Consider the following 24,108-nt stretch of genomic DNA (forward strand, 5'->3'; position numbering starts at 1 on the left):
CGGCCTCATGAACGAGAGTGGGCGTGCCGCGAGCCGGACTGCGGTACTGGTGTGCCAGGGCCGGGCGGCCGCGGACGGACGGACCGCCGTGGGCCGGTTCGCGGATCCGGTGGCGGGGCGGCTGCTGCGCGACGCGGAGCGTGTGCCCGTGGACGAGGTGCGCGCGGGCACGCCGCCGAAGGACTGGCAGGCGCGGATGACGTACGAGAGCGTACGGGCGTGTGCCGAGGTGGTCGTGCCGCGCACGGTCGCCATCGACGAGGCCGTGCGCTCCCACCCGACGGAGCAGCTCGTGATCCTCGGCGCCGGCCTGGACACCCGCGCCTGGCGCCTGCCCGAACTCGCGCACACGGATGTGTGGGAGGTCGACCACCCCGCCTCCCAGGAGGACAAGCGCGCCCGCCTCACCGAGGCCGGGGCCGGGTCCGCCGCCGAACTGCCGTCCGTGGCCCGCCGCGTACGGTTCACGCCCGTCGACTTCGCCGTCGACGACCTCGGCGCCGCGCTGGACGCCGCCGGACACGACCCGGCCGCGCCGACGACGTGGCTGTGGGAAGGCGTCGTCCCCTACCTCACGCGCGACGAGGTCCGCACCACGGTGGCCACGCTCACCGCCCGCTCGGCCCCGGGCAGCGCCCTCGTCGTCAACTACCAGGCGCCGTCGGCGAAGGCGACCGCGGGGCGACTGCTGACGCGCGTACTCGGGAGTTCCGTCACGCGGGGCGAGCCGTGGCGCTCACTGTGGAAACCGCGCCAACTGGCCACGCTGCTCGCGGAACACGGCTGGTCGACGACATCGGACGAGCCCCTGCTCACCATCGCCGACTCCCTCGACATCCCGGCGCGGGGACGGGCCTCGTTGCGGTCGGGGCGCGTGGCGGTGGCGGAGACGGCGGCCGGTCCGAGGGCCTGAAGGGGACAGCCCCACCGCAGCCCGACACCGCCAACAGCCCCACCCCCCCCCACATCCATTGACGAATCCCCTCCCCCACGACAAAGATCGAAAGGAACCGCACCGACAACGTTGTCTACGGAGAGGATCGCGATGAGAGCGTCGCCATCACTGAGACCGCTGCGCCGTACCGCCGCCGCCATATTCATGGTCACCGCCGTGGCCGCCGCGTCCCTCACCCCCGGTGTCGCGAGCGCCAAGGAGGCGGGACCCGGCTTCGCCGCCGACCCGACCAGCCTGGTCGACACGTCGATCGGCAACAACGGCGACGGAACCACCTTCCCCGGCGCCGCCTCCCCCTTCGGCATGGTGCAGCTGAGCCCCGACACGCAGCTGAACAAGTACGCCTCCTACGACTACGCGCAGGACACCATCCTCGGCTTCAGCCACACGCACCTCTCGGGTGTCGGCTGCCAGACGATGGGCAACATCCGCTTCATGCCGACCACGGGCGCGGTGACCTCGTCCGATCCGGCGCAGTACGGCGCGAAGTTCAGCCACGACAACGAGACCCGGTCGCCGGGCTACTACGGCGTGAAGTTCGACAACGGCATCAAGGCCGAGCTGTCGGCGACCGAGCGGACCGGCCAGCACCGGTACACCTTCCCCAGCGGTTCGGGCGCGGAGAACGTCCTCATCGAGGCCGGCGAGAGCAACGGCAGCACGTACGCCGGTGACATCAAGGTCGTCGGCGGCGACACCGTCGAAGGATGGGTGCAGGGCGGCAACTTCTGCGGGGAGACCGGCAAGGAGCGCTACCGGGTCTTCTTCAGCGCCAAGTTCAACCGGTCGTTCTCGACGTTCGGCACCTGGAGCGACGGCACCCTCACCCCGAACAAGCGCGAGGCCTCGCGGGGCGACAAGCGCGCGGGTGCCTGGCTGTCGTTCGACCCGGCCAAGGGCGACAAGGTCGGCGCGTCGGTGGGCCTGTCGTACACCTCGGTCGACGGCGCGCGCCTCAACCGCCGCGCGGAGCAGCCGAGTTCGTTCGACCGGGCCCGTTCCGGAGCGCACGACGCGTGGCGCGACGAGCTGAACCGGATGCGCGTCGCCGGTGGCTCCACCGCCGACCAGCGCACGTACTACAGCGCGCTGTACCGCTCGCTGCTGCACCCCTCGATCGGCTCCGACGTCGACAAGCGCTACCGCGGCTTCGACGACAAGGTGCACCGGTCGGACTCCACGTACTACCAGATGTTCTCGCTCTGGGACACGTACCGCTCGCAGAACCAACTGGTCGCGCTGCTGCACCCGGACAAGGCCGCCGACATGGCCAAGTCCCTGCTGCACGTGTACAAGGACGGCGGCTGGCTGCCGCGCTGGGGCCTCGGCAACAGCGAGACGAACGTGATGAGCGGCGACCCCGTCACCCCGTTCATCGTCGACCTCTACAACCGCGGCCTGCTCGACGACCGCACCTCGCGCGAGCTCTTCGACGCGCTCTGGAAGAACGTCAACGACGTCCCCTCCGACCAGTCGATCTTCCGCGGCCGCGACGGCAACCCGACGTACGTCAAGAACGGCTTCGTCGGCTACCAGGACCTGCCCGGCTACAAGTTCGGCGACAGCCGCCAGGCGGGCTCGGCGACGCTCGAGTACGCGCTCGGTGACTGCGCCCTGTCCACGATGGCCGACGGTCTCGGCCACAAGGACAAGGCCGCGACGCTCGCCTCGCGCTGTGACAACTTCGCCAAGTTGTGGGACCCGAAGGTCACTTCGCAGGGCTTCACCGGTTTCCCCGTGACGCGGAACGCGGACGGCAGCGCCGCCGGTGACACCGACCCGACCCAGTCGGGCGCCTTCCACGAGGGCACGGCCTGGCAGTACCAGTGGCTCGCGCAGCAGAATCCGCAGGCCCTCTACGGGCTGATGGGCGGCAAGGCGGCCGCCGAGCAGCGGCTCGACAAGTTCTTCGACATGCCGACCGTGCTCAGCGACCCGGCGAAGGCCGCCAAGGACTCGTGGGTGACGGGCGCCTACGACTACCACAACAACTTCGCGTTCAACCCGAACAACGAGCCCGACTTCCACGCCCCGTGGATGTACGCGTGGACCGACACCCCGTGGAAGACCTCGGCGGTGCTGCGGGCCATGCGGACGCTGTTCACCGACGACCCGTACGGCATGCCCGGCAACGACGACCTCGGCGCCACGTCGTCGCTGCTCGTCTTCGCCATGGCCGGCGTCTTCGAGGTCCAGCCCGGCTCGGCGAAGTACGTCCTGTCGGCCCCGATGTTCGACAAGGTCGAGATCCGCCCGGCACACGGCCGCAAGATCGCGATCTCGGCGCCGGGCGCGGACGCGTCGAAGCTCCAGTACGTCTCTTCCGTGACCACGGGCAAGGGCGGCACGCCGCTGCGCCAGAGCTGGCTCTCCCACAAGGATCTGCTCGGCGCGGGCACGATCGGCGTCAAACTCTCGGAGAAGCCGACGAGTTGGGGCGTTGACGCGGGGCCGCCTGCGGTGGCTGGGAAGTGAGGGGGCGGGGTGCGGGCACTCCTTCGTGGAAGGCCCGCACCCCGTTCCGTCACCGTGCTGTTTCCTCAAGCACCCGTACGTCCCACGGCCCCAGCTCGACGTCACCTCCGCCCTCGTGGACCGCGCCCGTCAGTACGTCCCGCAGTCCCACGGGCGCCGTGACCAACTGCGGCTCCCATGACCAGTTGTGCAGGAAGCGGACCCGGCGCCCGTCGCGGGCGGTGGCGGATGTCGCGGTGACGCTGGGGGCCGTGGGACGCCAGGACGTCTCCGGTGCGGCCCAGCGGAACAGGGCACGCCCCAGTGCCGGGTCCGGCACCGTGCCCACGCAGCTGACACGGCCGGCCCCGTGCTCGTGCGTGGTGACGGCGGGCCAGCGGCCGAAGTGCGGGTGCTCGTACGAGGCGAGGACCTGCGCACCCCGCGGCGTCAGGCCGTCCACCCAGTGCAGCGCACGCGCGTCCGCGGGCAGCGGGAAGCCGTCCGCGCCGTGGACCGTGAGCGGTGCGGACAGGTTGCTGAACTCGTCGTAGGTCACCCCAGCGGCTTCCGCCAGGCGCGCGGGCTGGTCGGCCGTCCGGGCTCGGGCCTCGCCATCGGCGTATGCCGTGCGGGGGCCGATGATCAGGTGGCCGCCCTGCTCGGCGTACGCGGCAAGGAGGTCGAGGGTGGCGTCGTCGGACGCGTAGTAGGCGGGGGCGACGAGGACCGGTGGCAGGTCGGCGACGTCCGGCAGCTGCCCCGGATGCAACACCCGGGCCTGGAGGCCGGCATCGAACGCGCCACGGTAGAAGGCGTCGAAGATGGTCTGGTACGAGTTCGGGTCCGCCGTGCCGTCCGGCCGGGCCAGGGGCGGCTGGGCCTGGAGCGCCCACTTGCTGGGGGTGGCGTAGAGGAAGGCGATGTCCGCGTCAGGGGTCAGTCCCGCCACGAGGTCTCCCGCCGCCTCCAACTCGGCACCCAAGGCGGCGAGTTCGCGGTAGGCACGGCCGGGACGGCCGTTGTGGGGCAGGATGCCGCCCCAGTACGTCTCGGTCCCGAAGTGCAGGGTGTGCCAGTGCCAGTACTCGATCATCGAGGCGCCACGCGAGATCAGCGCCCAGGCGGCCTGCCGCCATTGTCCGTCGTACGCCGGGCGGTTGTGTGAACTGCCCCCGATGGCCTGGGCGTTGGTCTCTGTGACGAGGAAGGGTTCCTGCCGCGAGGAGTACATGCGGTCCGCGCTGCGGTACAGGGCCCAGGTGCCGTTGGTGGTCCAGCCCTGCGATGAGGGGGCCCCTTCGGGGTGGGCGAGGCCGTCCTGCATCGCGTAGTACGGATTGCCCGCGGTGACGTCCAGGCGGTCCGTCAGCCGGTCGTCCTCGATGCCCGGACGCTCGTAGGAGATGCAGGTGGTGACGAACTGGCCGGGGCGCGCGTACTCGCGCACGATGCCCGCCTGCCACTCGATGAACTCGGTGGTGAGGTCGGCCTGGAAGCGTCGCCAGGCCAGGTCGTACTGGGGTTGAGCGTTGTTGTCCGGGGTCCACAGGTCGGCCCAGGTGGCGAGCCGGTGCGACCAGTAGACGAGGCCCCACTCCCGGTTCAGGGTCTCCACGTCGCCGTACCGCGCCCGCAGCCGGTCGGTGAACTGCTGGAAGACGCCGTGGTTGTGGAGGAGTTCGTTGCCGGGTTCGTTGTCGACCTGAAAGCCGATGACGGCGCGGTGGGAGGCGTACCGCTCGATGATCCTGCGGATGACGCGCTCCGCGTGGAAGCGGAACGCGGGGTGGGTGAAGTCGACCTCTTGACGGGCGCCCCACCCGATGCGCTGCCCCGTCCTCCGCTCCCCCGCGATCTCCGGGTAGAGGCGGGCGAGCCACGGGGGTACCGCGTACGTCGGGGTGCCGAGCACGACGGAGATGCCTCGCTCGTGCGCGCCGTCCAGAACAGGCTTGAGCCAGTCGAGGTCGAAGCGGCCGTTGTCGGGTTCCCAGGTCGACCAGACGGATTCGCCGACCCTGATGACGGTGAAGCGGGCCTCGGCCATCTGGTCGAGGTCTTCCTTGAGCCGGTCGTGCGGCTGGTACTCGTGATAGTAGGCGGCGCCGAACAGGACCCGGTCAGGGAGGTCGAACATGCTTCTCCTCTACGTGAGTTGAGAATGTCGAGTGGGGTCGCGGTCAGCCCTTGACCGCGCCCGTGGACAGGCCCTCCAGGAGTTGCTTGCGGAGGAGGACGAAGACGAGGACCGCGGGGAGCACCGCGAGCACGGATCCGGCGAGGACCAGGTCGTACTGGCGGTTCTCGGCCTTGAAGAGGGTCTGCAGGCCGAGCGGGAGGGTGTACTGGGAGCTGTCGGAGACCAGGACGAGTGGCCACAGGAAGCTGTTGTAGCTCTGCAGGAACTGCCAGACGCCAAGGGCACCGAGCGAGGGCCGCAGCAGTGGAAGCACGACTCGGCGGAAGATCCCGAACTCGCTCGCGCCGTCGATGCGGGCGGCCTCCAGGATTTCGTCCGGGACGCTCTGCACGATGTACTGCTGCATCATGAAGATCCCGAACGCGGGCGCCACCCACGGCACGATCAGCGCGAACCACGGGCTGCCGAGCCCCGATTTCACGAGGATCACGAAGAGCGGAACGAGGATGACCGCGAACGGGATCGACAGGGAGCTGAACATCACGCCGAACAAGAACCGTTTCCCGGCGAAGCGGAACTTCGCGAAGCCGTAGCCGGCGAGGGCGCAGACGAACACCGAGACGGCGGTGGCGAGCAACGCGACCACGGCGCTCATCAGGAACCAGCGGCCGAACGGCTGCTCGGCCAGCAGCGAACGGAAGTTGGCGAGTGTCGCCGGGGACGGAATGAGCTTGGGCGGGTAGGCGAAGATGTCGCCGCGCCTCTTGAGGGATCCGCTGAGCGCCCACAGCAGCGGCGCCGTGAAGGCGAGCAGCAGCACGCCGAGCGTGGTGTAGAGGAGCGGGCGGCGCAGTGCCGTGGCGTTCGCTGGGGCGCTCACTGGGGCCTCCCGATGCCGAGCAGCCGGTTGAAGAGCCGGCTGAGGGTGAAGACGACGACGAACAGGACGACTCCGGCGGCGGCCGCGTATCCGAACTGCTGGCGTTCGAAGGCGGCACGGTAGATGAACATGGCCACGGACAGGGTCGCTTCGGCCGGTCCGCCGCCGGTGAGCAGATACGGCTCGTCGAAGATCTGAGCGGCGCCGATGAACGAGGTCACCGCGACAAACGCGGTCACCGGCCTCAGCGCGGGCAGGGTGACTGTCATGAAGGTGCGCACCGGACCGGCGCCGTCGATGGACGCGGCCTCGTACAGTTCGCGCGGCACGTTCTGCAGTCCGGCGAGGAAGAAGATGGTGAGGTAGCCGGACCAACGCCACACCATGACAAGGGAGATGGCGACCTTCGACAGCACGGGGTCGCCCAGCCAGTCGACGGAGCCGGTGCCGAACAGGGACCGCAGCATCGAATTGAGCAGGCCGAACTGCCGGTCGAAGATCAGCCCGAAGATCAGGGCGACGACGATCGGTGACACCACGATCGGGACGAAGTACGCGGTCCGCCACAGGTCTCGAGCGCGCACACCACGGGCGTTGATGGCCTGCGCGACGAAGAGCGCGCCCGGCACGATGATCAGCAGGCTGACGAGGACGTAGACCCCGGTGTTGCCGAGTGCCCGCTGGAAGCTGGCGTCGGTCAGCAGGTGCTGGTAGTTGCGCAGGCCCACCCAGTGCGGGGCGCCGAGCCCGACCCATTCACAGAGGCTGAGCCAGAGCGCCACCGCGATGGGCACCAGCATGAAGAGCACGTACAGCACGTAGAAGGGCGCGATGAACAGGTACGGATGCAGGGCGGCACGGCCGGTCCTGCCGCCCGGTGGTGCGGCGGGAGCGGCGTCCGTGTGCGTCGGGCGGGCACGCAGGAACGTCGAGGTCATGGCTACCTCCCCGCCTGGTCGCGGAAGTCGGCGGCTGCCTTGCGGATGGCGGCGCGCGGTGTGAGGTCGCCGCGGTAGGCGCTGAGCAGGCAGCCGGAGAGCACATCGTTGAGGATCGACTGGTCGGGGCTGACATACACGGGCGGTACGTCGTCGAGGAGCGCGGTGTAGACGTCGAACGGGCGCTGCCCTCCGAGATAGGCGTCCGTGGTGCGCAGCAGGCCCTTGTCCTTGTAGACGGAGGCGCGGGTGGGCAGATAGCCGAGGTCGCGGAAGCGTCGTACCTGAGCCTCGTGGGTGAGCCAGGTGCTGCGCAGGAACTCGGTGGCGGCGAGGGTGTTGGGCCTGTCCCTCAGCACACCGAATCCGGTGCCACCGGTGGCGGCGGTGGCATGACCACCCGCGCTGAAGCGGGGTGGGGCCGCCATCCCCCATCTGCCCTTCTGCTCGGGCACGTTGGGAACCAGGCCGTAGATCTTGTACCAGGTCGCCATGAGTACGCCGATCACCTTGCCCTGCTTGAGCGCGGCCTGCATCGGGCCGCCGAAGTAGTCGGAGACGCCGGCGATGAAGCCTGCGCGCAGACCGCGGCAGATGAACTCCAGAGCCTCCACCGCCTCGTCGGAATCCAGAGTGAGCCGCTGGTCCTTGTCGAAGAGGCCGCCGCCGCGCTGGTTGAGCAGCATTTGGAAGGACTGCACGATCTGGCCGACGTCGGGTCCGGTGACGACCGCGTTGAGCGCGACTCCGTGCTTGCGGTGGGCGCGTTCGCCGATGCGGGCGAACTCCTCCCAGGTGTCGGCCCCGGTCGGCAGCCCGTACTTCTCGAAGAGGTCCCTGCGGTAGTAGTGCACGACCAGCGGGGTGTCCGAGTCCAGGCCGTAGAGCTTGCCGTCCTTGCTGAACGGGGCGGTGCGCGCGGGCAACAGGTCTTCCTTGAGGCCCGGCACCTTCGCCACGTCCTCGTCGAGGTCGCGCAGCAGCCGCTCGGAGATGTCACCGCGCAGCATTCGCGGAAAGGCGTTGGCCTCGAAGCCGACCATGTCCGGCACGCCGCGCCCGGCCACCGCCTGGGCGAGCAGTTTGGTGACCAGGTCGGGGGCGCCCGCCCGGGTGGTGCTGAGGTGGTACGCGAAGTCGGTGAGCCGGTCGGCGGTCGGGATCGAGCGGGTGAAGAAGTCCTGGTAGCCCTGGTCGTGGGTCCACAGGGCGAGAGTGACGTCGCCCGAGGTACGAGGTGTGGTGGCGCCGCGCCCGCAGGCGGCGAGGGCGCCGGTGGCACCGAGTCCGAGGGCACCGCGAAGCAGCGCTCGGCGGGACGGCGTTCGCGTGGGCGGGCGGTGGAGGTGGCGGCTCGGGGTGAACACACGTGACTCCTCACGTGGTGCGGGTGGGGTCGGGGCCGTTGGGGGGGGCGGACGGTGTGCGGGCGCGGCGGGGCGGACCGGCGGGTGCTCCGGCCTGACCGTCGAGGGGGGTGCGGGTGCCTAAGTTGGGTGGGTGTCTACGTAGGCTTGGTGTCTACGTAGGGTTGGTGGCTGTGGCGGGTCGAGGTGGTGGCGCGGTGGACGCTCGTATGACCAACTCGCTTGTCAGGCCCGGGCGTTGTGACGGATCGGGCTTGCCCTCGATCATGGCGGTCAGGACCTCGACGGCGCGGGTGGCGACGGTCGCGAAGTCCTGGCGGACGGTGGTGAGCGGTGGCGTGAGGTAGGCCGCCGCGGGGATGTCGTCGAAGCCGACGACACTGATGTCCTCCGGGACGCGTCGCCCGGCCTCGGTGAAGGCTCGCAGGGCGCCGAGTGCCATCTCGTCGTTGGCGGCGAAGACCGCGGTGACGTCGAGGTCGCGGGCCAGACGCCGGGCCGCCCGGTAGCCGGAGGCCGGGGACCAGTCCCCCGTGGGGGCGAGCGGCGGCGCCGGGGCGCCGGCCGCCGCCAGCGCCGCACGCCAGCCCCGTTCGCGGTCGCGGGCGCTGAACCAGTTGCCGGGGCCCGGGATGTGCCGGACGGTTTCATGACCGAGGGCCAGGAGGTGCTCGGTGGCGGCTCGGGCGTCGGCCACGCCGTCGGCGCCGACCACGGCGCTCGCGGCGTCGGACAGTTCCACGGGTTCGCCCAGACTCACCATTGGCACGTCGCAGCGGAACCGTAGAAGTGAGCCGTCGTCGACGGGCTCCGAGAGCACGACACCGTCGACGCCCTCGGCGAGCAGCGAAGCCACGGCCGTAGCGAGGCTCCGGTCCCGGCCGTCGCGGGTACCGGCCAGGGCGAAGGCGTACCCGGCCCGCTGCATGGCCCGCTCCAGGGCCATGAGGAGAGTCGTCGGTCCGTAGTGCGCGCTGCCGAGCGAGATCACACCGATGCGGCGATGCCTCCCCCGAAGCAGCGCGCGAGCCGTGTTGTTGGGACGGAAGTCGAGGTCACGGATGGCCTGGTGCACGCGCTCGCGGATCTCCGCGCTCACGTACTGCTCACCGTTGACGACGCGCGACACCGTCTTCTGCGAGACACCGGCGGCGCGGGCCACGTCGGTCATGGTGGTCGGCATACGCCCTCCCGGCGGTCTCTGTCGTACAGGCAGTTGGGGCCGAGGCCCCGAGCGTGCGCCTGCGCAGTCCGGTGGTCGGCCTTGTGGGCCTGACTACGTAGTCAGGCCATAGTTCACACGCCCGAAACCGGCGTCAACAGTTTTCGCACAACGTCCGACCAGCCGAACGGATTGCCGCGCGCCGTCACCACGGGCTCAGCTCATTTCCGGACCTGCCGGAGTGTCAGCCGCGAAATGCGCTTGTGCCTGCCGTCGTCCTGATGATGCGGTGACACGGTGATCAATCACGATGAGACAGCCGACGAGTCGGCCGACGAGTGGGCCACTGTCCGGCCGTTGACCCTGGCGTGGGTCGGGCGGTTCCTGGACGCCGGGGAGCGCATCGTTCGCGTCGAGGCGTTGCACGGCGGCGTCACCGCCGAGATGCGGCGGCTGACCGTCGCCTCACGGGGCGGGGGTACCCGCGAGCTGGTGCTGCGGAGTTACGTCGAGCCGTTCTTCGTGGATCGCGCCGAGGAGGCTCTCGACAGGGAGGCCGGCGCGCTGGCCGCGCTCGCGGGGGCGGCCGACGTACCGGCCCCTCGGCTGATCGCGGCCGATCCGACCGCGGCGCACTGCGAGTATCCGTCGCTCCTCATGACACATCTGCAGGGTCGTGCGCTGGTGGGCGACGAAGGACTGGAGAGGCGTGTCCAGCTGCTCGCGCGTCAGCTCGCGGCGATTCACTCGGTAGTCCCCGGCGAACAGCCCCCGAAGTACGAGGCTTTGACCACCGCCGACACCGTCGTGGTTCCCGAGCGCGCCGACTCCGCCGCATGGGCCGCGGCGATCGACGTCATCCGTGAGCCCGCCCCGGCCTACGAAGGGCGCTTCCTGCACCGGGACTTCCACCTCGGCAACGTACTGTTCGACGCGCCCCTGACCCGGATCACCGGCGTCGTCGACTGGGCCGGGGCCTCCTGGGGGCCGACGGATCTCGACGTGGCGCACACCTGCACCAATCTCGCGTTGCTGCACGGCCCGGAATGGGGACAGCGGTTCGCGGACGCGTACGAGGAGGCCGGCGGGGTGCTCGCCGGTGACCGGGGCGAGCGGCTGTACTGGCGGGTGCGGGACGCGCTGGCGTTCTCGGAGGAGGTCGAGATGGTGGCGCGGCCCTGGCGGGAGGCGGGGCGGACGGAGCTGACGACGCGGGTCGTGGAGGAGCGGCTCGATGCCTATGTCAGTGGGCTGATGGCGGCGGGCTGATGGCGGCGGCCAAGCGTCCTCCGCTTGCATTCTGCAGGCGTAGAGGCCCGCGCCGCCGCCTCCCTCCGGGCGTCAGTAGCGGTGTCCCGGCCAGTGCGGGTGGGTCCAGCGTTGTTCGCCCGTGAGGGCCAACAGCCCTATCCGGCGCTGTAGTTCCTGCGGGGCGCCGCAGGCGCGGAGGCGGGCCGCGGCATGGGTGTGGAGCCAGGTCGCCAAATCGGCGCTCATCCGGTCCTCGTCGTTCTCGTACCAGTTGACGAACCACGGGAGTTGGTCGCCCAGCAGCTCGTACTCCCACGCCTCCGCGGCCTCCATGAGCTTCTGGTCGCTGAGGGGGCCGGTTTGCTGCTCCCAGTCGGCGAGCCAGGGGGCGACCGTGCCGGACGCCTCGGCGCACATCGCCATGACCTGGTGCGCCGGGACGGCCGCGGCCGGGTCCGTCAGGCTCTGGGCCCACCAGGCGTGCAGGAACTCGCGTACCGCACCGGCCTGCTCTTCGGGCCACTGCTGCCAGCGGCCGCGCGCGAACGAGTCCCCCGCCTCCTCCAAGCCGAACGGCGGATCGACGCGACCTGCCACCAGGGCGGGGGCGAACTGCGGCAGGATGCGGCGCAGCACCGCCCCGTGATCCGTCCAGTCGACGGCCTGCCAAGAGCGGCGCAGGAGGTCCGGATCCAGCTCCGTGTCAGGCGTCTTGAGAAGGGACAGTTCCTCGGAACTTCCCCAATGGCACTCACAGTTGGACTCGTCCGGGACTGCGGTCAACCCTCGGAAGACCCTGGTGAGTTCGGCCAGGGCGGTGTCGAGTCTGCGGCGGGCGGGATGGTCGGCTGGATGCATGACGGGGCCACGACCTTCAAGGACTCCAGAACGGTCCACGCCGTCCGAAGATCACGACCTTACGGGAGTCGGCAGATCCGCACGACTTCTTTATCGTCCGTTTCATCATCCGTCTCGTCTTCCGTCTCGTCGTCCGTCTCGTCGTCCGTCTCGTCGTCCGTTGTTGCTGCGGAGTTGCGCCTCCGAAGCCACGACGGGAAGGGCCGAAAGACCTCGGACGAGGCGGGTGCGCCGCCACGTCAACTCGTCTACTGGCACGGCGAGATGGAGTTCCGGGAAGCGCGCCAGCACGGCTCGCAGCACGATCTCCATCTCCGCCTTGGCCAGCGGCGCGCCGACGCAGCGGTGGATGCCGTGGCCGAAGGCGAGGTGTGCGGCGGCGTCCCGGTCCAGATCCAGCTCGTCCGGTCCCGGGAAACGGTCCGGGTCCCGGTTGGCGGCACCGAGGGCGACCGACACCGGCACGCCTGCCGGGATCTCGGTGCCTCCGAGCGTGACCGATTCCGTGGTGTACCGGAAGGTGGATGTGCTCACCGCGGAGTCGAAGCGGAGGAGTTCGTCCAGGGCGTCAGGGATCTCGTTCGGGTTCCGGCGGAGGCGGCCGAGTTGGGCCGGGTGCTCGAGCAACGCCAGGATCGCGTTGCCGAGGGCGTTGGTGGTGGTTTCGTGTCCCGCCACGAGCAACAGGACAGCCAGGGAGACGAGTTCGTGCTCGCTCAGGCGGTCCTCTCCGTCGCGGGCCGCGATGAGCGCGTCCAGGAGGGAGCTGCCGGGGTCGCGGCGTTTGGCGGCGATCAGGTGCGTGATGTAGTCCGCCATCGCGTGCGACGCCGCGTCGATGACGTCCGGCTCCCCGGCCGCGAACAGTTCTGCCGACCAGCGCCGGACGTCGATCCGGTCGGCCGACGGGACTCCGAGCAGTTCGCAGATCACGGTGACCGGGAGGGGCACCGCCAGACCGGTCACGAAGTCGAACGGTTCCCCGACTTTCCACTGGTCCAGCAACTCGTCGGTGACGCGGGCGATGAACGGTCGCAGCCGCGCGACGGCCCCCGTCGTGAACACCTTCGTCACCAGCTTGCGCAGCCTGGTGTGTTGGGGTGGGTCGGCGGCGAGCATGGTGTGGGCGACCGCGGGGTGCAGGCGTCGCCGTGATTCTCTGCCCGCGAAGAAGACGGCGGTGTCCTTCGACAGCCGGGCGTCGTGGAGGGCTTCCCTTGCTTCCTTGTGGCCGGTGACCACGTAGGTGGTACGGCCGCCGGATCCTGCCGGTACCGGGTGCACCGGGCAGGTGGCTCGCATGGTCGCGTAGGCCGGATAGGGGTCCCGGAGGAAGCGGGGATCCTGGGTCGGGTCGGTCATGACTCCAGGATCCCAACGGCGTACGGCTGCCCGCGCGCAGTTCACGCCATCCGACTCGTCCGGGTCGTCCGGGTCGTCCGGGGCATCCCCGTCATCCGGCTTGCCTAGGATCACCGGTTATGGACAGCGCAGCGATACTCATCCTCCTGGTCGGCGTGCTCCTCGCGGCCGGAGCCATCGATCGCAAGGTCGACCGTACCGACCGCCGGGCGGCCCGCGTCGAGCGGAAGCTGGACCTTGTCATCGAGCATCTGGGAATCGAGACCGACGCGCTCGGTCCGCGCCTCGACGGCGTACGTGCTCTCGTGCGGGAAGGCAAGAAGATCGAGGCCATCAAGGTCTACCGCGAGGTGACCGGCGTGGGCCTCAGGGAGGCCAAGGACGCGGTCGAGCGCATCGAGTCCGGCAGGGACTGAACCGGAGCCGGGGCCGCGCGCGGTGCGTGCCCGTCGCGGTCAGGGGGCGACGGTGATCCGGGCGAGGTGGTCCTCGCCGTCGGTGCCGGCGGCCGACTCGTCGAGAGCACGCGCGCCGACCCCGGTGGTCGACCTGACAACCGCCCCCCTTGCGCGGGTCCACGACGCAAGTGCCGCCCGCGCCCCGGTCGGCGGTGTGGGCGATACGACCTGTCGCGGACCGGGCTATGACGAAGGTGCCGGCGCCCAGGAGCCGCGGTCCGGAAACGGCGGGTGCCGGAGGTGAACTGGATGATCCGGTCGGGCGTGGAGTCGGTGGCGTGGACCGCTCCGGTGCGTTCGTTCACCGCCAGGCCCGTCGGGCCGATCCCCACACGGTGGCACGGCGGGTCTCCGCGCCGCCGCGAGCTGCGTCCTCACACGGACCCTGCTGACCGCGACGAAGCGCCGCCCACTGGAGGCGCCGTCGGACTCCGCGTCATAGGGCGTCCGCGCCGAGCAGCTCCCCCGCGAAGTGACATGCCGTCAGTCGGCCATCGACTTGGATCAGTTCGGGCTCGACCTGTCGGCACACGTCCTGCGCTAGAGGGCACCGCGTGTGGAACCGGCACCCCGTCGGCGGGTTCACCGGGGAGGGCGGGTCGCCCGCGAGGACGATGCGGCGGAGGCGCGGGGCGTCGGGTCTGCGGATCCGGTCGAGTGAGGGCTCGGCGGACAGCAGTGCCTGGGTGTAGGGGTGGCCGGGGCGTTCGTAGAGGCGGGAGGCGTCCGCGTACTCGGCGACCTTGCCGAGGTACATGACGGCGATCCTGTCGGAGACGTGGCGTACGACGCTCAGGTCGTGGGAGACGAAGACCAGGCCGAGGCCCAACTCCCTTTGCAGGCGCAGCAGCAGGTTGACCACCTGGGCCTGTACGGAGAGGTCAAGGGCCGAGACGGGTTCGTCGCACAGGAGGACGTCGGGGCCGAGGGCGATGCCCCGGGCGATGCCGATGCGCTGGCGCTGGCCGCCGGAGAACTGGTGCGGGAAGCGGTCCGCGTGCGCGGGCTCAAGGCCCACCAGTTCGAGGAGTTCCTCGACCCGGCGGCGGCGCCCCTGCTTCGGGACGGCGTCGGGATGGACGTCGTAGCCCTCTCCGATGATGTCGCGTACGCGCATCCGCGGGTTGAGCGAGGCGTACGGGTCCTGGAACACCACTTGGACCCGGCGTCGCCAGCGGCGCAGTGCGGCGCCGCGGAGTCGGCCGACGTCCTGGCCGTCGAAGGTGAGACTGCCTGCGGTGGGCCGCTCCAGCGCGCACAGCAGGCGCAGCAGGGTCGACTTGCCGCAGCCGGACTCGCCGACGATGCCGAGGGATTCGCCCCTCCGCAGTTCGAGGTCGATGCCGTCGACGGCGCGGACCAGGGACTTGCCGCGTCCGGGCCGCAGCCGTGGCGCGGTGGCGTAGTGCTTGGCCAGGCCGGTCGCCTGGAGGAGTACGTCGCTCATGTGGCGCCTCCGGCCAGTGAGGGGGTCTGCGTCGGGTCGAGGGTGTCCGCGAGGTGGCAGGCGACCTTGCGGGGGCCGCCGCTCGACTGGGCGCGCAGTTCGGGGCGTTCGGCCGCGCACACGTCGATCGCCTTGGGGCAGCGCGGCCTGAAGGGACAACCGGTGGGCAGGCGCAGCATGTTGGGCGGCGTGCCGGGGATGGCGGGCAGTTCGAGGCCCTTCATCTCGCTCGACGGCATCGAGCGCAGCAGGCCCTGGGTGTAGGGGTGGGCCGGGTCGCCGAGGACGAGCGGGGTGGGACCCGATTCGATGACCCGGCCCGCGTACATGATGACGAGGTCGTCGGCGATCTCGGCGGCGACGCCCAGGTCGTGGGTGATGAGGACGACGCCCATGTCACTGTCCTGCTGGATCTCCTCCAGGAGTTCGAGGATCTGGGCCTGCACGGTGACGTCGAGCGCGGTGGTCGGCTCGTCGGCGATGAGCACCTCGGGGCCGAGCGCGAGCGCCATGGCGATCATGACGCGTTGGCGCATGCCGCCGGAGAACTCGTGCGGGTAGTCGCGAACCCGCGCGCGGGCACTGGGGATGCCGACGCGGTCGAGCATGTCGGCGGCCCGGCGCATGGCGTCCTTGCGGGACATGCCGCGGTGCACCTGGTACAGCTCGGCGATCTGGCGGCCGACCGTGTGCACGGGGTTGAGGGCGGAGAGGGCGTCCTGGAAGACGAGCGAGATGCGGCTGCCGATGATCCGGCGGCGCTGCTTCTCGGGTATCGCGATCAGGTCCTGGCCGTCGAAGAGTGCCCTGCCGGAGCGCACGCGGCCCGGTGGTGTGTCGAGGATGCCGGTGATCGCCTGGGTTGAGACGCTCTTGCCGGAGCCGGACTCGCCGAGGACGACGAGGGTCTTTCCGCGGTGGAGAGCCCAGGAGACCTCGTCGACGGCGCGCAGGGTGCCGCCGTGCGTGTCGAACTCGACGGTGAGATTGGTGACTTCGAGCAGGGGGCCGGTGTGCTCGACGGTGTCGGTGGCGGTCATGTCCGCGCTCACCTCCGCAGCTTCGGGTCGAGCGCGTCCCGCACGGTGTCGCCCATCATCATGAAGGACATCACCGTCAGCGTCAGGAACAGCGCGGGGAAGAGGAACAGATGGATGTCGTCGCGGTAGGACGCGGCGATGGCGATCTGCAGACCCCAGGAGATGGTCGGCGGCTGCAGTCCGATGCCCAGGAACGTCAGCGCGGCCTCGGTTCCGACGGCGACACCGACCGAGAGCGTGGTGAGGGAGAGCAGCGGTGCCACGGAGTTCGGGAAGATGTGTTTGCGCAGGATGTGCGGGGCGGTCGCGCCGAGCACCCGCGCGGCGAGCACGTACTCGCGGCTGCGCACGGACAGCACCGTGGAGCGCATCAGGCGCATTCCGGCGGGCCAGCCGAGCAGCACGATCACGAAGGCGATCGTCCACACGGAGCGGGCCGAGAAGGTCTGCAGGATGACGATCATCGCGACGATCCCGGGGAGCGCGAACAGGACGTCGGCGGTGCGGGAGACGAGGCCGTCGACGAATCCGGGGAAGTATCCGGCGAGCATGCCGAGGGTGCAGGCCACTACGAAGCCGATGACGCTGACGGAGACGCTGACCAGGACCGAGGGGCGGGCGCCGTAGATGACGTTGGCGAAGTAGTCGCAGCCCTGGATGTCGTAGCCGAACCAGTGCGCGGCGGACGGCCCGACCTTGCTGTTCCGCAGATCGCAGGCGGTGGGATCGGTTGAGGTGAACAGGCGTGGGAAGGCCGCCATCGCCACGATGACGAGGATCACCACGCCGGACAGGACGAACCGCGGCTTGCGCAGCAGTTCACGCAGGACCGCGGCGCCCGCGGGGGCGTCCTCCGCGGTCGGCTCGGTCTCGGTCGCCACGACCAGCGCGGGGCTAGACATGACGCACCCGCGGGTCGAGCAGGCCGTAGAGCAGGTCGACGATCAGGTTGACGACCATGTAGCCGATGAGCAGGACAGTGGAGAGAGTGACGACGACTCCGCCCTCCTTCATTCCTATCGAGCGGAACATGAACTGGCCGATGCCGTTGAGGTTGTAGATGCCCTCCGTGATGATCGCGCCGCCGAGCGTGCCGGCCAGGTCGAGCCCGATGTACGTGATCACGGGGAGGAGGGCGTTGCGCAGCACGTGCCGCCACAGGATGCGCTGCGGGGACAGGCCCTTGGCGCGGCCGGTGCGGACGAAGTCGGCGCCCGCCACCTCCACGAGGCTGGTGCGGGTGATGCGGGCGAGCCCGGCGAAGCCGAGGACACCGAGGACGGTGGCGGGCAGCAGATAGCTGGTGGGCCAGCCGTCGGCGCTGCCGGAGACCGGGAACCAGCCGAGCTGGACGCTGAACAGGGACTGGGCGAAGAACATGACGACGAGTCCGGGCACGGCGAGCACCGCGAGGGTGGCGCCGAGCAGCGCCCGGTCGACGAGCCCGTCGCGCCGCCAGCCGGCGTAGATGCCGAACAGCAGGCCGAAGACGGTCTGGATGGCGAGGGCCGTCAGTCCGAGCTGGAGGGTCACGGGCCAGCGCAGGGCGAGCTGTTCGCCGATGTCCTGGCCGTCGAAGGTCTGCCCCAGGTTGCCCTGCAGCAGGTTCCCCATGAAGTGGAGGTACTGGGAGAAGAGCGGATCGTCGAGGTGGTAGTAGGCGCGCTTGGCCGCGATCACCGAGGGGGCGAGCGGTTTGTTGCCGGACAGTGCCTGAATGGGATCGCCGGGCAGGGCGAACACCATCGCGTAGACGATGAACGTCACGATGATCCCGATCGGCACCATGATGATCAGGCGCCGGAGCGCATACCTGAACATCGTGGATCTCCTTGTGGTGTCGGGGAGTTCAGCGGGAGACGGTCGACCAGACCGGGTTGAGTCCGGCGTACGGGGAGTCCAGCGGCTCGACCCCGGGGGCGTGCATATAGGCGTCCGGCTTGTGGTAGAGCGGGATCATGGGCATCTGCTCGGCCTCGAGGTCCTCGGCGGCCTGGTACTTCTTGATGGCGGCGGCCGGGTCGGCGAGCGCGTTGCCCTCGTCGATCAGCTTGTCGAGGGCGGGGTTGCTGTAGCGGGCGCCGTTCACGTCGCCGTGGCTGCCGACGATGGGGGTGAGCCAGTCCTCGATGGATGGGTAGTCGTGGCCCCAGCCGCCCAGGTACATGCCGTCGACCTTGCCCTTGCTGAACAGGGCGCTGAGGTCGATGGCGGGCTTGCCGACGTAGGCGACCTTGATGCCGAGGTTCTGCCGCCACATGTTGCCCAGTGCCTCGGCGAAGACCCGCTGCCCGGGGTCGTCGCTGTTGTAGTACATCTTCAGCGTGCCGGGGAAGCCGCCCGCCTGCTTCAGCAGCTTCTTCGCCTGGGCGACGTCCAACGTGCAGGCGTCACAGGTGTGTTCGCGGTGTCCGGGCAGCGAGGGCGCGGTGAACGAGGTGGCGGGGAAGGATCCCGCACGCAGCTCGGTGAGCGCCTTGCGGTCCAGGGCGAGCGACAGGGCGCGGCGCACCTTCGGGTCCTTGTACGGGCCGGAGTTGACCGGCGGCACGAGGTAGGTCATGTTGACCGCGGCCTTGGACACCGCACCCTTGCCGGGGGCGTCCTTCTTGTAGGTGTCGCCCTTGGTGTCGGGGACGATGGTGTAGTCGACGTTGCCCGCGAGGAACTCGTTGTAGGCGGTCTCCGGGTTGGAGAAGAACCGGTAGGTGAGCTGGTCCGCGTCCGGGCCCTTGAGCGGGTACTTCTTGTTGCGGACCATGACGACCGGCTGCCCGGCCTTCCACTGGGACTTGAGTTTGTACGGTCCGTAGCCGATCGGCTTGTGGTCGTAGCTGTCCGGGTTCTTGAGCACCTCGGGGGCGAGCGCGACGGAGCCGTAGTACATCAGCGTCGTCGGGTACGGGGAGAATGCCTTGTCGAGCGTGACCCTGAAGGTGAGGTCATTGATCACCTTCAGACCCGACATCGTTGTCTTCTTGGGTTTGCCGCTCGCCGGGTTGAGGTCGTCGTAGCCCTTGACGCGACTGAAGAACCCGTTGTTCTTGTAGCCGTGGGGGGCGTAGGCCGTGTAGTTCCACGTGTCGACGAACGCCTTGGCGGTCAGCTTCTCGCCGTTGGTGAACGTCCAGCCGGGCTTGAGCTTGATGGTCCAGGTCTTGGCGTCCTTGGAGGTGACCGAGTCGGCGACCACGTACTTCAGCTTGCCGGTCTTCTGGTCGAGATCGGTGAGCGGAGCCCACATGGCCCACGCGAGCTGGATGCTGGTGGAGCTGTTGTCCTTGGCCGGGTTGATGGCGGGTATCTCGTTCTTCGACGCCACGACGACGGACTTCTTGCCGCCCGAGGCGCCGTCGTCGGCCCCGCTCCCGGACGAACAGGCAGTGGCGGCGACGGCCACCGCGAGTGCGGTGACGGCGTGGGCCGCATGACGAGATCGACGCATGCGCTTCTCCTTGGTGTCTCGGGGGTGCGTGGACTGCGGGTGCTGCTCGTTGACGAGGACCGGTGGGTTGTCAGCCGGCGCGCGAGCCGGGCGAGGCCAACCGGTCGGCCAGTAACGGCAGTTCGGCGGAGTCCGCGTCGGCGATCCTCGCGCCCAGTGCCCGTACCGCCAGTGGTCGCCCCGCGCAGACGCGGGCCAGGACGCGGGCCGCGGCCGGCTGTGCGGCGACCCGGTCGGCGCCGGCCACCCGGGTCAGCATGCGCAGCGACTCCTCCTCGCGCATATAGGACAGCGGCACGGCGGACCGTCCGGGCAGCGTGGCGAGTCGGGACCGGCTGGTGACCAGCACCGCACAGCCCGGGCCGCCCGGCAGCAACTGCCGGACCTGCGCCTCGTCATGGGCGTCGTCGAGCATGAGCAGCAGGCGGCGCCGCGCGGTGAGCGTGCGGAAGCGTGCCGCGCGGTGCGCGGCCCCTTCGGGCACCTCCGCGGCGGGTACGCCGAGGTCGGTCAGGAGGCGGCCCAGCACGTCGGCGGGGTCGGCGGGACTGCCGGTGGCGCCACCGAGCTCCGCGTACAGCTGGCCGTCCGGGAAGCGGGGCGCGACCTGGTGGGCGACGTGGACGGCGAGGGCGGACTTACCGACGTCGGGCGGTCCCGTGACGACGATGCTGGGGCCCGCCACGACGCCGTGCGGCGAGGCAAGCAGCCGGCGCAGTCGGCCCAGTTCGGCCGCGCGCCCGGAGAAGTCGGCGATGTCTCGCGGCAGTTGGGCGGGAGCGAGCGGCGCACCGGCGGCGCGGGGCAGCAGCCAGGGGTCCGCGGCGAGCATCCGTTCGTGGATTCGGGCCAGGCGCGGGCCCGGCGGCACACCGAACTCACCGAGCAGGGCCTCCCGGATGCCCTGGTAGACCTCGAGTGCCTGCGCCGTCCGGCCGCCACGGTAGAGGGCGAGCATCAGCAGGGCGTGCAGCCGCTCGTGGTGCGGGTGGGCTCGGGTCAGCGGCGTCAGCACCTCGACGGGCTCCTCGGACGCGCCGAACTCCAGGAGCACTTCGGCGTGTTCGAGTCGGGCGGCGAGCCGCAGTTCGCCGAGCCGCAGGCGCTCCGCCTCCGCGAAAGGGGCGACCACCCCCGCGAGGGCCTCCTCGCCCCTCCATCCGGCCAGCGCCCGCTCGTATCCGGAGCGGGCGGCGTCGAGATCGCGGTGGCGGCGGGCACCGCGGGCCTCGGCCACGGCGTCCTCGAAGCGCCACAGGTCGAGGTCGGCGCGCCCGAGTTCGAGCCCGTACGCGGTGTTGCGGGTGACGAGGACGCGGGGTGACGTGCGGCGCGGGCGGTCGGGTTCGAGGACCTTGCGCAGACGGGCCACGTAGGTCGCGAGGAGTCCGTCGGCGCCGCCCGGAGGGCGCTCGCCCCACAGTGCGGCCGTCAGGTCTTGCCGCTCCACCGGCCGGCCGCCGTGGAGCAACAGCACGGCGAGCACCGCGAGTTGCTGAGGCGTGCCGAGTCTGAGCCCGGTTCCCGCACGCATGGCGCGGACCGGTCCGAGGACCTCGTAGCGCACGACGTCCCGCCGTCCGGTGCCAAGCGTTTCCATGCCCTACTCCCTCCCTGCTCCCAGATGGGTGCGGCGCCTCGCACCGGTGCCGCGGACGGCATCGATGGCGGAACCGGTAGGACACGGCGCTCCGACCGCCCGCAGGGCAGCGGATCACCGCGTGCGTCATCCCTCGTGACTCACTTGCGACCAAGGAGTCATCTGATGAATGCGGGAATCTTGGCAGGTGCCCGCCACCTGCACAACCCCTGTTGCCCGGTATTCAATACGCCGTTCACGGCGTGGAGTTGAAGTCATACGATGACTCGCCGGCTGGCTACAGTGCTCCGAACGTCGGCGCCGTGTCGGACACCCAGCGGAGCGCGCCGGACCTCAGGGGGAGGAAACCGATGTCGGCAGTCGAGAAGGCGTTCCACGGACTGCGCCAGATGATCGCCACGGAGCGCCTCGGGCCCGGCGAGCGGATACCGGCCGAGGCCGAGCTGTGCGCCGAACTCGGCGTGTCCCGGGGACCGTTGCGCGAGGCGGTGCGCATGCTCGCGGCGCTGGGCGTGATCGAGCCGCGGCACGGCTCCGGCACCTACGTCTCGGGGCTGCGCCCCCAGGATCTGATCGGCAGCCTGTCGCTCACGGTGGATCTGCTGCCACTGACCGGCCTGCTCGAGATGTACGAGATCCGGCGGCTGCTCGAGGGTCACGCCGCGGCGCGTGCGGCGGCGCGCCGCACCGACGACGACGTGCGGATCCTCAGCGGCCTTGTCGAGGCGATGGAGTTGACGGACGACCCGGACAAGGCGTCGGCGCTCGACCACGACTTCCACTGCGAGATCGCGCGGATCGGCGCGAACCCCACGCTCGCGGCGCTGATCTCGGTCTTCCGCGCGCGTTCCCGCAAGTACCAGATCTTCACCCTGCCCGAGGGGCCGCACTTGCGGCGTCGCAGCGACGAGGGGCACCGCGAGCTGACCCGGGCGATCGCCGAGCGGGATCCGGCCGCGGCGACCTGCGCGGCCCACACACACGTGGCCCAGGCGGAGCGCTGGCTGCGCGAGCTGATGCCGGCCGTTGTCGGGCCCGACACCGATGCCGGCCCCGCACCGGCCGCGACGCGCGACGGTGCGGGGCCGGGGCCCGCCACGGGCTGACCGTGGTGGGTCAGCGGGTGAAGGTGGACCGGATCGGGTCGACACCCGCGTAGGCGGAGTTCAGCGGCTCGACGCCCTTGGCGTGCAGATAGACGGTGCGGGACAGGGACAGCGGGATCACCGGCATGTCCGCTGCGACCAGGTCCTCCACCTTCTGGTACGCCTTGATCGCCTGCTGCTGGTCGGGGATGGCGTTCGCCTCGTCCAGCCCCTTGTCGACCTTGGGGTTGTCGTAGTTGCCGGTGTTGATGTCGCCGTAGGAGGCGAACAGCGGGGTGAGGTAGTCCTCCATCGACGGGTAGTCGTGGTTCCAGCCCTGGATGCGGATGCCGTCGAGCTTGCCCGCGTCGTCCAGCTTGCCGATCTCGCTGCCCGGCTGGCCCGCGTACTTGACCTTGATGTGGAGGTTCTGGCGCCACATGTTGCCCAGCGCCTCCGCGTAGACCTGGCTGCCGGGGTCGTCGGTGGCGTAGTAGATCTTCAGCGCGCCGGGGAACCCGCCCGCCTCGCTCAGCAGCTTCTTCGCCTTCGCCACGTCCAGGGTGCAGTCGGGGCAGGTGTTGTCGCGGTGCCCCGCGATGCTCGGAGGGGTGAAGGACTTCGACGGGACGGTGCCGGGTTTGACCTTGGCGAGCGCGGTGCGGTCCAGGGCGAGGGACAGCGCCCGGCGGACCTGCAGCTTGTCGTACGGCTTCACGTTGAGGTGCAGGACAAGGTGGCCCACTCCCACGGCCGCCTTGGTCCGCAGATACCGGCCGGCGGCCTCCTGCTTGTACGTGTCCATCTTGGACGTCGGCAGCGGCGCGAAGTCGAGGTTCCCGGCGAGGAACTCGTTGTAGGCGGTCTCCGGGTTGGCGAAGAACCGGAAGGTGATCGACTCCGCCTCCGGGACGTCCGCGCCCTTGTAGCCCTTGTTGCGGACCAGCTCGACCGGCTGCCCGGCCTTCCAGGCACCGTCCAGCTTGTAGGCCCCGTAGCCGATCGGCTTGTGGGTGTACTTCTCCGGGTCCTTCAGCACCTCGGGGGCGAGCGCCGCGACACCGAGGTAGCTGAGGGTCGTGGGGTACGGCGAGAACGGACGCTTCAGCTTCACCTGGAAGGTGAGATCGTCGATCACCTTCAGCCCGGAGAGCGTGTCCCGCTTCGGCTTTCCCTTCGCCGGGTTGAGCGCCTCGTACCCCTCGACCCGCTGGAAGAAGCCGTTGTTGGCGAAGCCGTGCGGCCCGTACGCGGTGTAGTTCCACGTGTCCACGAAGGACTTCGCGGTGAGCTTGTCGCCGTTGGTGAACGTCCAGCCCGGTTTGATCTTGATGGTCCAGGTCCTGGCGTCCTTGGACTTGATCGAGTCGGCGACCACGTTGCGCAGGTGGCCGTCCTTCGGGTCGACCTGCGTGAGCGGCGCCCACAGCGCGGACTCGATCTGGATCCCGGTCGCACCGAGGTCGTTGTTCGGGATCAGGTGCGGCACCTCCGCGGCCGTGCCGATGGTGAGGTGCTTGCCTCCGGACCCGCCGCCCGTGTTGTCCGAGCCGCCGGAGCCGCCCGAACAGGCAGCCAGGGAGAGTGCCAGTGCCGCGGCCGCCACCGCACCACCGACGCTGCGCGTTCGTCTCATCGAAGCTCCTCGCGGTGACGGAACGGG

19 protein-coding genes are annotated in these 24,108 nt (G+C 70.1%); 5 read left to right on the top strand and 14 right to left on the bottom strand.

The window, feature by feature from the left end:
- Nucleotides 1–7 precede the first annotated feature (7 nt).
- Entirely contained in the window at nucleotides 8–913 is a 906-nt protein-coding gene (locus tag ACP4E5_RS05780; protein WP_425825632.1) for a class I SAM-dependent methyltransferase, read from the top strand.
- Between the two features lie 132 nt (nucleotides 914–1,045).
- Nucleotides 1,046–3,430: a GH92 family glycosyl hydrolase gene (locus ACP4E5_RS05785; RefSeq protein ID WP_425825633.1), complete on the top strand. Its 2,385-nt coding sequence runs from the start codon at nucleotides 1,046–1,048 to the stop codon at nucleotides 3,428–3,430.
- 49 nt (nucleotides 3,431–3,479) lie between these two features.
- Here ACP4E5_RS05785 and ACP4E5_RS05790 read toward each other — a convergent pair whose 3' ends face one another.
- The 5 genes from ACP4E5_RS05790 to ACP4E5_RS05810 form a co-directional block, all read right to left on the bottom strand.
- On the bottom strand, nucleotides 3,480–5,549 hold the full coding sequence (locus tag ACP4E5_RS05790) for a beta-galactosidase (RefSeq protein ID WP_425825634.1): 2,070 nt from the start codon (nucleotides 5,547–5,549) through the stop codon (nucleotides 3,480–3,482).
- A 43-nt stretch (nucleotides 5,550–5,592) separates the two neighbouring features.
- Complete coding sequence (locus tag ACP4E5_RS05795) at nucleotides 5,593–6,432, bottom strand: carbohydrate ABC transporter permease (RefSeq protein ID WP_425825635.1); 840 nt, start codon at nucleotides 6,430–6,432, stop codon at nucleotides 5,593–5,595.
- Nucleotides 6,429–7,370 (bottom strand): carbohydrate ABC transporter permease, encoded by a 942-nt coding sequence (locus ACP4E5_RS05800; RefSeq protein WP_425825636.1) that lies wholly within the window; start codon nucleotides 7,368–7,370, stop codon nucleotides 6,429–6,431. Before ACP4E5_RS05800 ends, ACP4E5_RS05795 begins: the two co-directional genes overlap by 4 nt.
- 2 nt (nucleotides 7,371–7,372) lie before the next feature.
- Nucleotides 7,373–8,737: an ABC transporter substrate-binding protein gene (locus ACP4E5_RS05805; RefSeq protein ID WP_425825637.1), complete on the bottom strand. Its 1,365-nt coding sequence runs from the start codon at nucleotides 8,735–8,737 to the stop codon at nucleotides 7,373–7,375.
- A 154-nt stretch (nucleotides 8,738–8,891) separates the two neighbouring features.
- Complete coding sequence (locus ACP4E5_RS05810) at nucleotides 8,892–9,920, bottom strand: LacI family DNA-binding transcriptional regulator (protein ID WP_425825638.1); 1,029 nt, start codon at nucleotides 9,918–9,920, stop codon at nucleotides 8,892–8,894.
- 276 nt (nucleotides 9,921–10,196) lie between these two features.
- Between ACP4E5_RS05810 and ACP4E5_RS05815 the strand changes: the two genes are divergently transcribed.
- Nucleotides 10,197–11,168 carry a phosphotransferase family protein gene (locus ACP4E5_RS05815; RefSeq protein ID WP_425825639.1) on the top strand — a complete coding sequence of 324 codons (972 nt, stop codon included), beginning with the start codon at nucleotides 10,197–10,199 and terminating at the stop codon, nucleotides 11,166–11,168.
- A 72-nt stretch (nucleotides 11,169–11,240) separates the two neighbouring features.
- Here ACP4E5_RS05815 and ACP4E5_RS05820 read toward each other — a convergent pair whose 3' ends face one another.
- Nucleotides 11,241–12,008 (bottom strand): hypothetical protein, encoded by a 768-nt coding sequence (locus ACP4E5_RS05820; RefSeq protein ID WP_425825640.1) that lies wholly within the window; start codon nucleotides 12,006–12,008, stop codon nucleotides 11,241–11,243.
- Nucleotides 12,009–12,113: 105 nt separating this feature from the next.
- Entirely contained in the window at nucleotides 12,114–13,370 is a 1,257-nt protein-coding gene (locus ACP4E5_RS05825; RefSeq protein ID WP_425825641.1) for a cytochrome P450 family protein, read from the bottom strand.
- A 119-nt stretch (nucleotides 13,371–13,489) separates the two neighbouring features.
- On the opposite strand from ACP4E5_RS05825, the gene ACP4E5_RS05830 reads away from it, so the two are divergent.
- Nucleotides 13,490–13,786 carry a ribosomal protein L7/L12 gene (locus tag ACP4E5_RS05830; RefSeq protein ID WP_425825642.1) on the top strand — a complete coding sequence of 99 codons (297 nt, stop codon included), beginning with the start codon at nucleotides 13,490–13,492 and terminating at the stop codon, nucleotides 13,784–13,786.
- Between the two features lie 478 nt (nucleotides 13,787–14,264).
- Here the strand turns inward: ACP4E5_RS05830 and ACP4E5_RS05835 are convergent, their stop codons facing one another.
- From ACP4E5_RS05835 to ACP4E5_RS05860, 6 genes are all read right to left on the bottom strand, one after another.
- Nucleotides 14,265–15,275: an ABC transporter ATP-binding protein gene (locus tag ACP4E5_RS05835; RefSeq protein WP_425825643.1), complete on the bottom strand. Its 1,011-nt coding sequence runs from the start codon at nucleotides 15,273–15,275 to the stop codon at nucleotides 14,265–14,267.
- Entirely contained in the window at nucleotides 15,272–16,315 is a 1,044-nt protein-coding gene (locus ACP4E5_RS05840) for an ABC transporter ATP-binding protein (RefSeq protein ID WP_425825644.1), read from the bottom strand. Before ACP4E5_RS05840 ends, ACP4E5_RS05835 begins: the two co-directional genes overlap by 4 nt.
- A gap of 8 nt (nucleotides 16,316–16,323) precedes the next feature.
- On the bottom strand, nucleotides 16,324–17,217 hold the full coding sequence (locus ACP4E5_RS05845) for an ABC transporter permease (protein ID WP_425825645.1): 894 nt from the start codon (nucleotides 17,215–17,217) through the stop codon (nucleotides 16,324–16,326).
- A complete protein-coding gene (locus ACP4E5_RS05850) occupies nucleotides 17,210–18,136 on the bottom strand; it encodes an ABC transporter permease (protein ID WP_425825646.1) in 927 nt (308 codons plus the stop codon). The genes ACP4E5_RS05845 and ACP4E5_RS05850 overlap by 8 nt, the downstream gene beginning before the upstream one ends.
- Before the next feature lie 28 nt (nucleotides 18,137–18,164).
- Nucleotides 18,165–19,760: a peptide ABC transporter substrate-binding protein gene (locus tag ACP4E5_RS05855; protein ID WP_425825647.1), complete on the bottom strand. Its 1,596-nt coding sequence runs from the start codon at nucleotides 19,758–19,760 to the stop codon at nucleotides 18,165–18,167.
- 70 nt (nucleotides 19,761–19,830) lie between these two features.
- Nucleotides 19,831–21,360 carry an AfsR/SARP family transcriptional regulator gene (locus tag ACP4E5_RS05860; RefSeq protein ID WP_425825648.1) on the bottom strand — a complete coding sequence of 510 codons (1,530 nt, stop codon included), beginning with the start codon at nucleotides 21,358–21,360 and terminating at the stop codon, nucleotides 19,831–19,833.
- A gap of 350 nt (nucleotides 21,361–21,710) precedes the next feature.
- Here ACP4E5_RS05860 and ACP4E5_RS05865 point away from each other — a divergent pair, with 350 nt between their 5' ends.
- A complete protein-coding gene (locus ACP4E5_RS05865; protein WP_425825649.1) occupies nucleotides 21,711–22,466 on the top strand; it encodes a FadR/GntR family transcriptional regulator in 756 nt (251 codons plus the stop codon).
- 10 nt (nucleotides 22,467–22,476) lie between these two features.
- Here ACP4E5_RS05865 and ACP4E5_RS05870 read toward each other — a convergent pair whose 3' ends face one another.
- Nucleotides 22,477–24,081 carry a peptide ABC transporter substrate-binding protein gene (locus ACP4E5_RS05870; protein ID WP_425825650.1) on the bottom strand — a complete coding sequence of 535 codons (1,605 nt, stop codon included), beginning with the start codon at nucleotides 24,079–24,081 and terminating at the stop codon, nucleotides 22,477–22,479.
- Between the last annotated feature and the right edge of the window lie 27 nt (nucleotides 24,082–24,108).

It is taken from the genome of Streptomyces fractus (genome assembly GCF_049844455.1).
Taxonomy (GTDB): domain Bacteria; phylum Actinomycetota; class Actinomycetes; order Streptomycetales; family Streptomycetaceae; genus Streptomyces; species Streptomyces fractus.

Bases quoted from the DNA above. Each gene is read 5' to 3' on its own strand.
- ACP4E5_RS05810 (WP_425825638.1), bottom strand. From the start codon at position 9,920: ATGCCGACCACCATGACCGACGTGGCCCGCGCCGCCGGTGTCTCGCAG.
- ACP4E5_RS05820 (WP_425825640.1), bottom strand. From the start codon at position 12,008: ATGCATCCAGCCGACCATCCCGCCCGCCGCAGACTCGACACCGCCCTG.
- ACP4E5_RS05840 (WP_425825644.1), bottom strand. From the start codon at position 16,315: ATGACCGCCACCGACACCGTCGAGCACACCGGCCCCCTGCTCGAAGTC.
- ACP4E5_RS05780 (WP_425825632.1), top strand. From the start codon at position 8: ATGAACGAGAGTGGGCGTGCCGCGAGCCGGACTGCGGTACTGGTGTGC.
- ACP4E5_RS05850 (WP_425825646.1), bottom strand. From the start codon at position 18,136: ATGTTCAGGTATGCGCTCCGGCGCCTGATCATCATGGTGCCGATCGGG.
- ACP4E5_RS05825 (WP_425825641.1), bottom strand. From the start codon at position 13,370: ATGACCGACCCGACCCAGGATCCCCGCTTCCTCCGGGACCCCTATCCG.
- ACP4E5_RS05830 (WP_425825642.1), top strand. From the start codon at position 13,490: ATGGACAGCGCAGCGATACTCATCCTCCTGGTCGGCGTGCTCCTCGCG.
- ACP4E5_RS05800 (WP_425825636.1), bottom strand. From the start codon at position 7,370: ATGACCTCGACGTTCCTGCGTGCCCGCCCGACGCACACGGACGCCGCT.
- ACP4E5_RS05785 (WP_425825633.1), top strand. From the start codon at position 1,046: ATGAGAGCGTCGCCATCACTGAGACCGCTGCGCCGTACCGCCGCCGCC.
- ACP4E5_RS05865 (WP_425825649.1), top strand. From the start codon at position 21,711: ATGTCGGCAGTCGAGAAGGCGTTCCACGGACTGCGCCAGATGATCGCC.
- ACP4E5_RS05855 (WP_425825647.1), bottom strand. From the start codon at position 19,760: ATGCGTCGATCTCGTCATGCGGCCCACGCCGTCACCGCACTCGCGGTG.
- ACP4E5_RS05835 (WP_425825643.1), bottom strand. From the start codon at position 15,275: ATGAGCGACGTACTCCTCCAGGCGACCGGCCTGGCCAAGCACTACGCC.
- ACP4E5_RS05860 (WP_425825648.1), bottom strand. From the start codon at position 21,360: ATGGAAACGCTTGGCACCGGACGGCGGGACGTCGTGCGCTACGAGGTC.
- ACP4E5_RS05845 (WP_425825645.1), bottom strand. From the start codon at position 17,217: ATGTCTAGCCCCGCGCTGGTCGTGGCGACCGAGACCGAGCCGACCGCG.
- ACP4E5_RS05870 (WP_425825650.1), bottom strand. From the start codon at position 24,081: ATGAGACGAACGCGCAGCGTCGGTGGTGCGGTGGCGGCCGCGGCACTG.
- ACP4E5_RS05790 (WP_425825634.1), bottom strand. From the start codon at position 5,549: ATGTTCGACCTCCCTGACCGGGTCCTGTTCGGCGCCGCCTACTATCAC.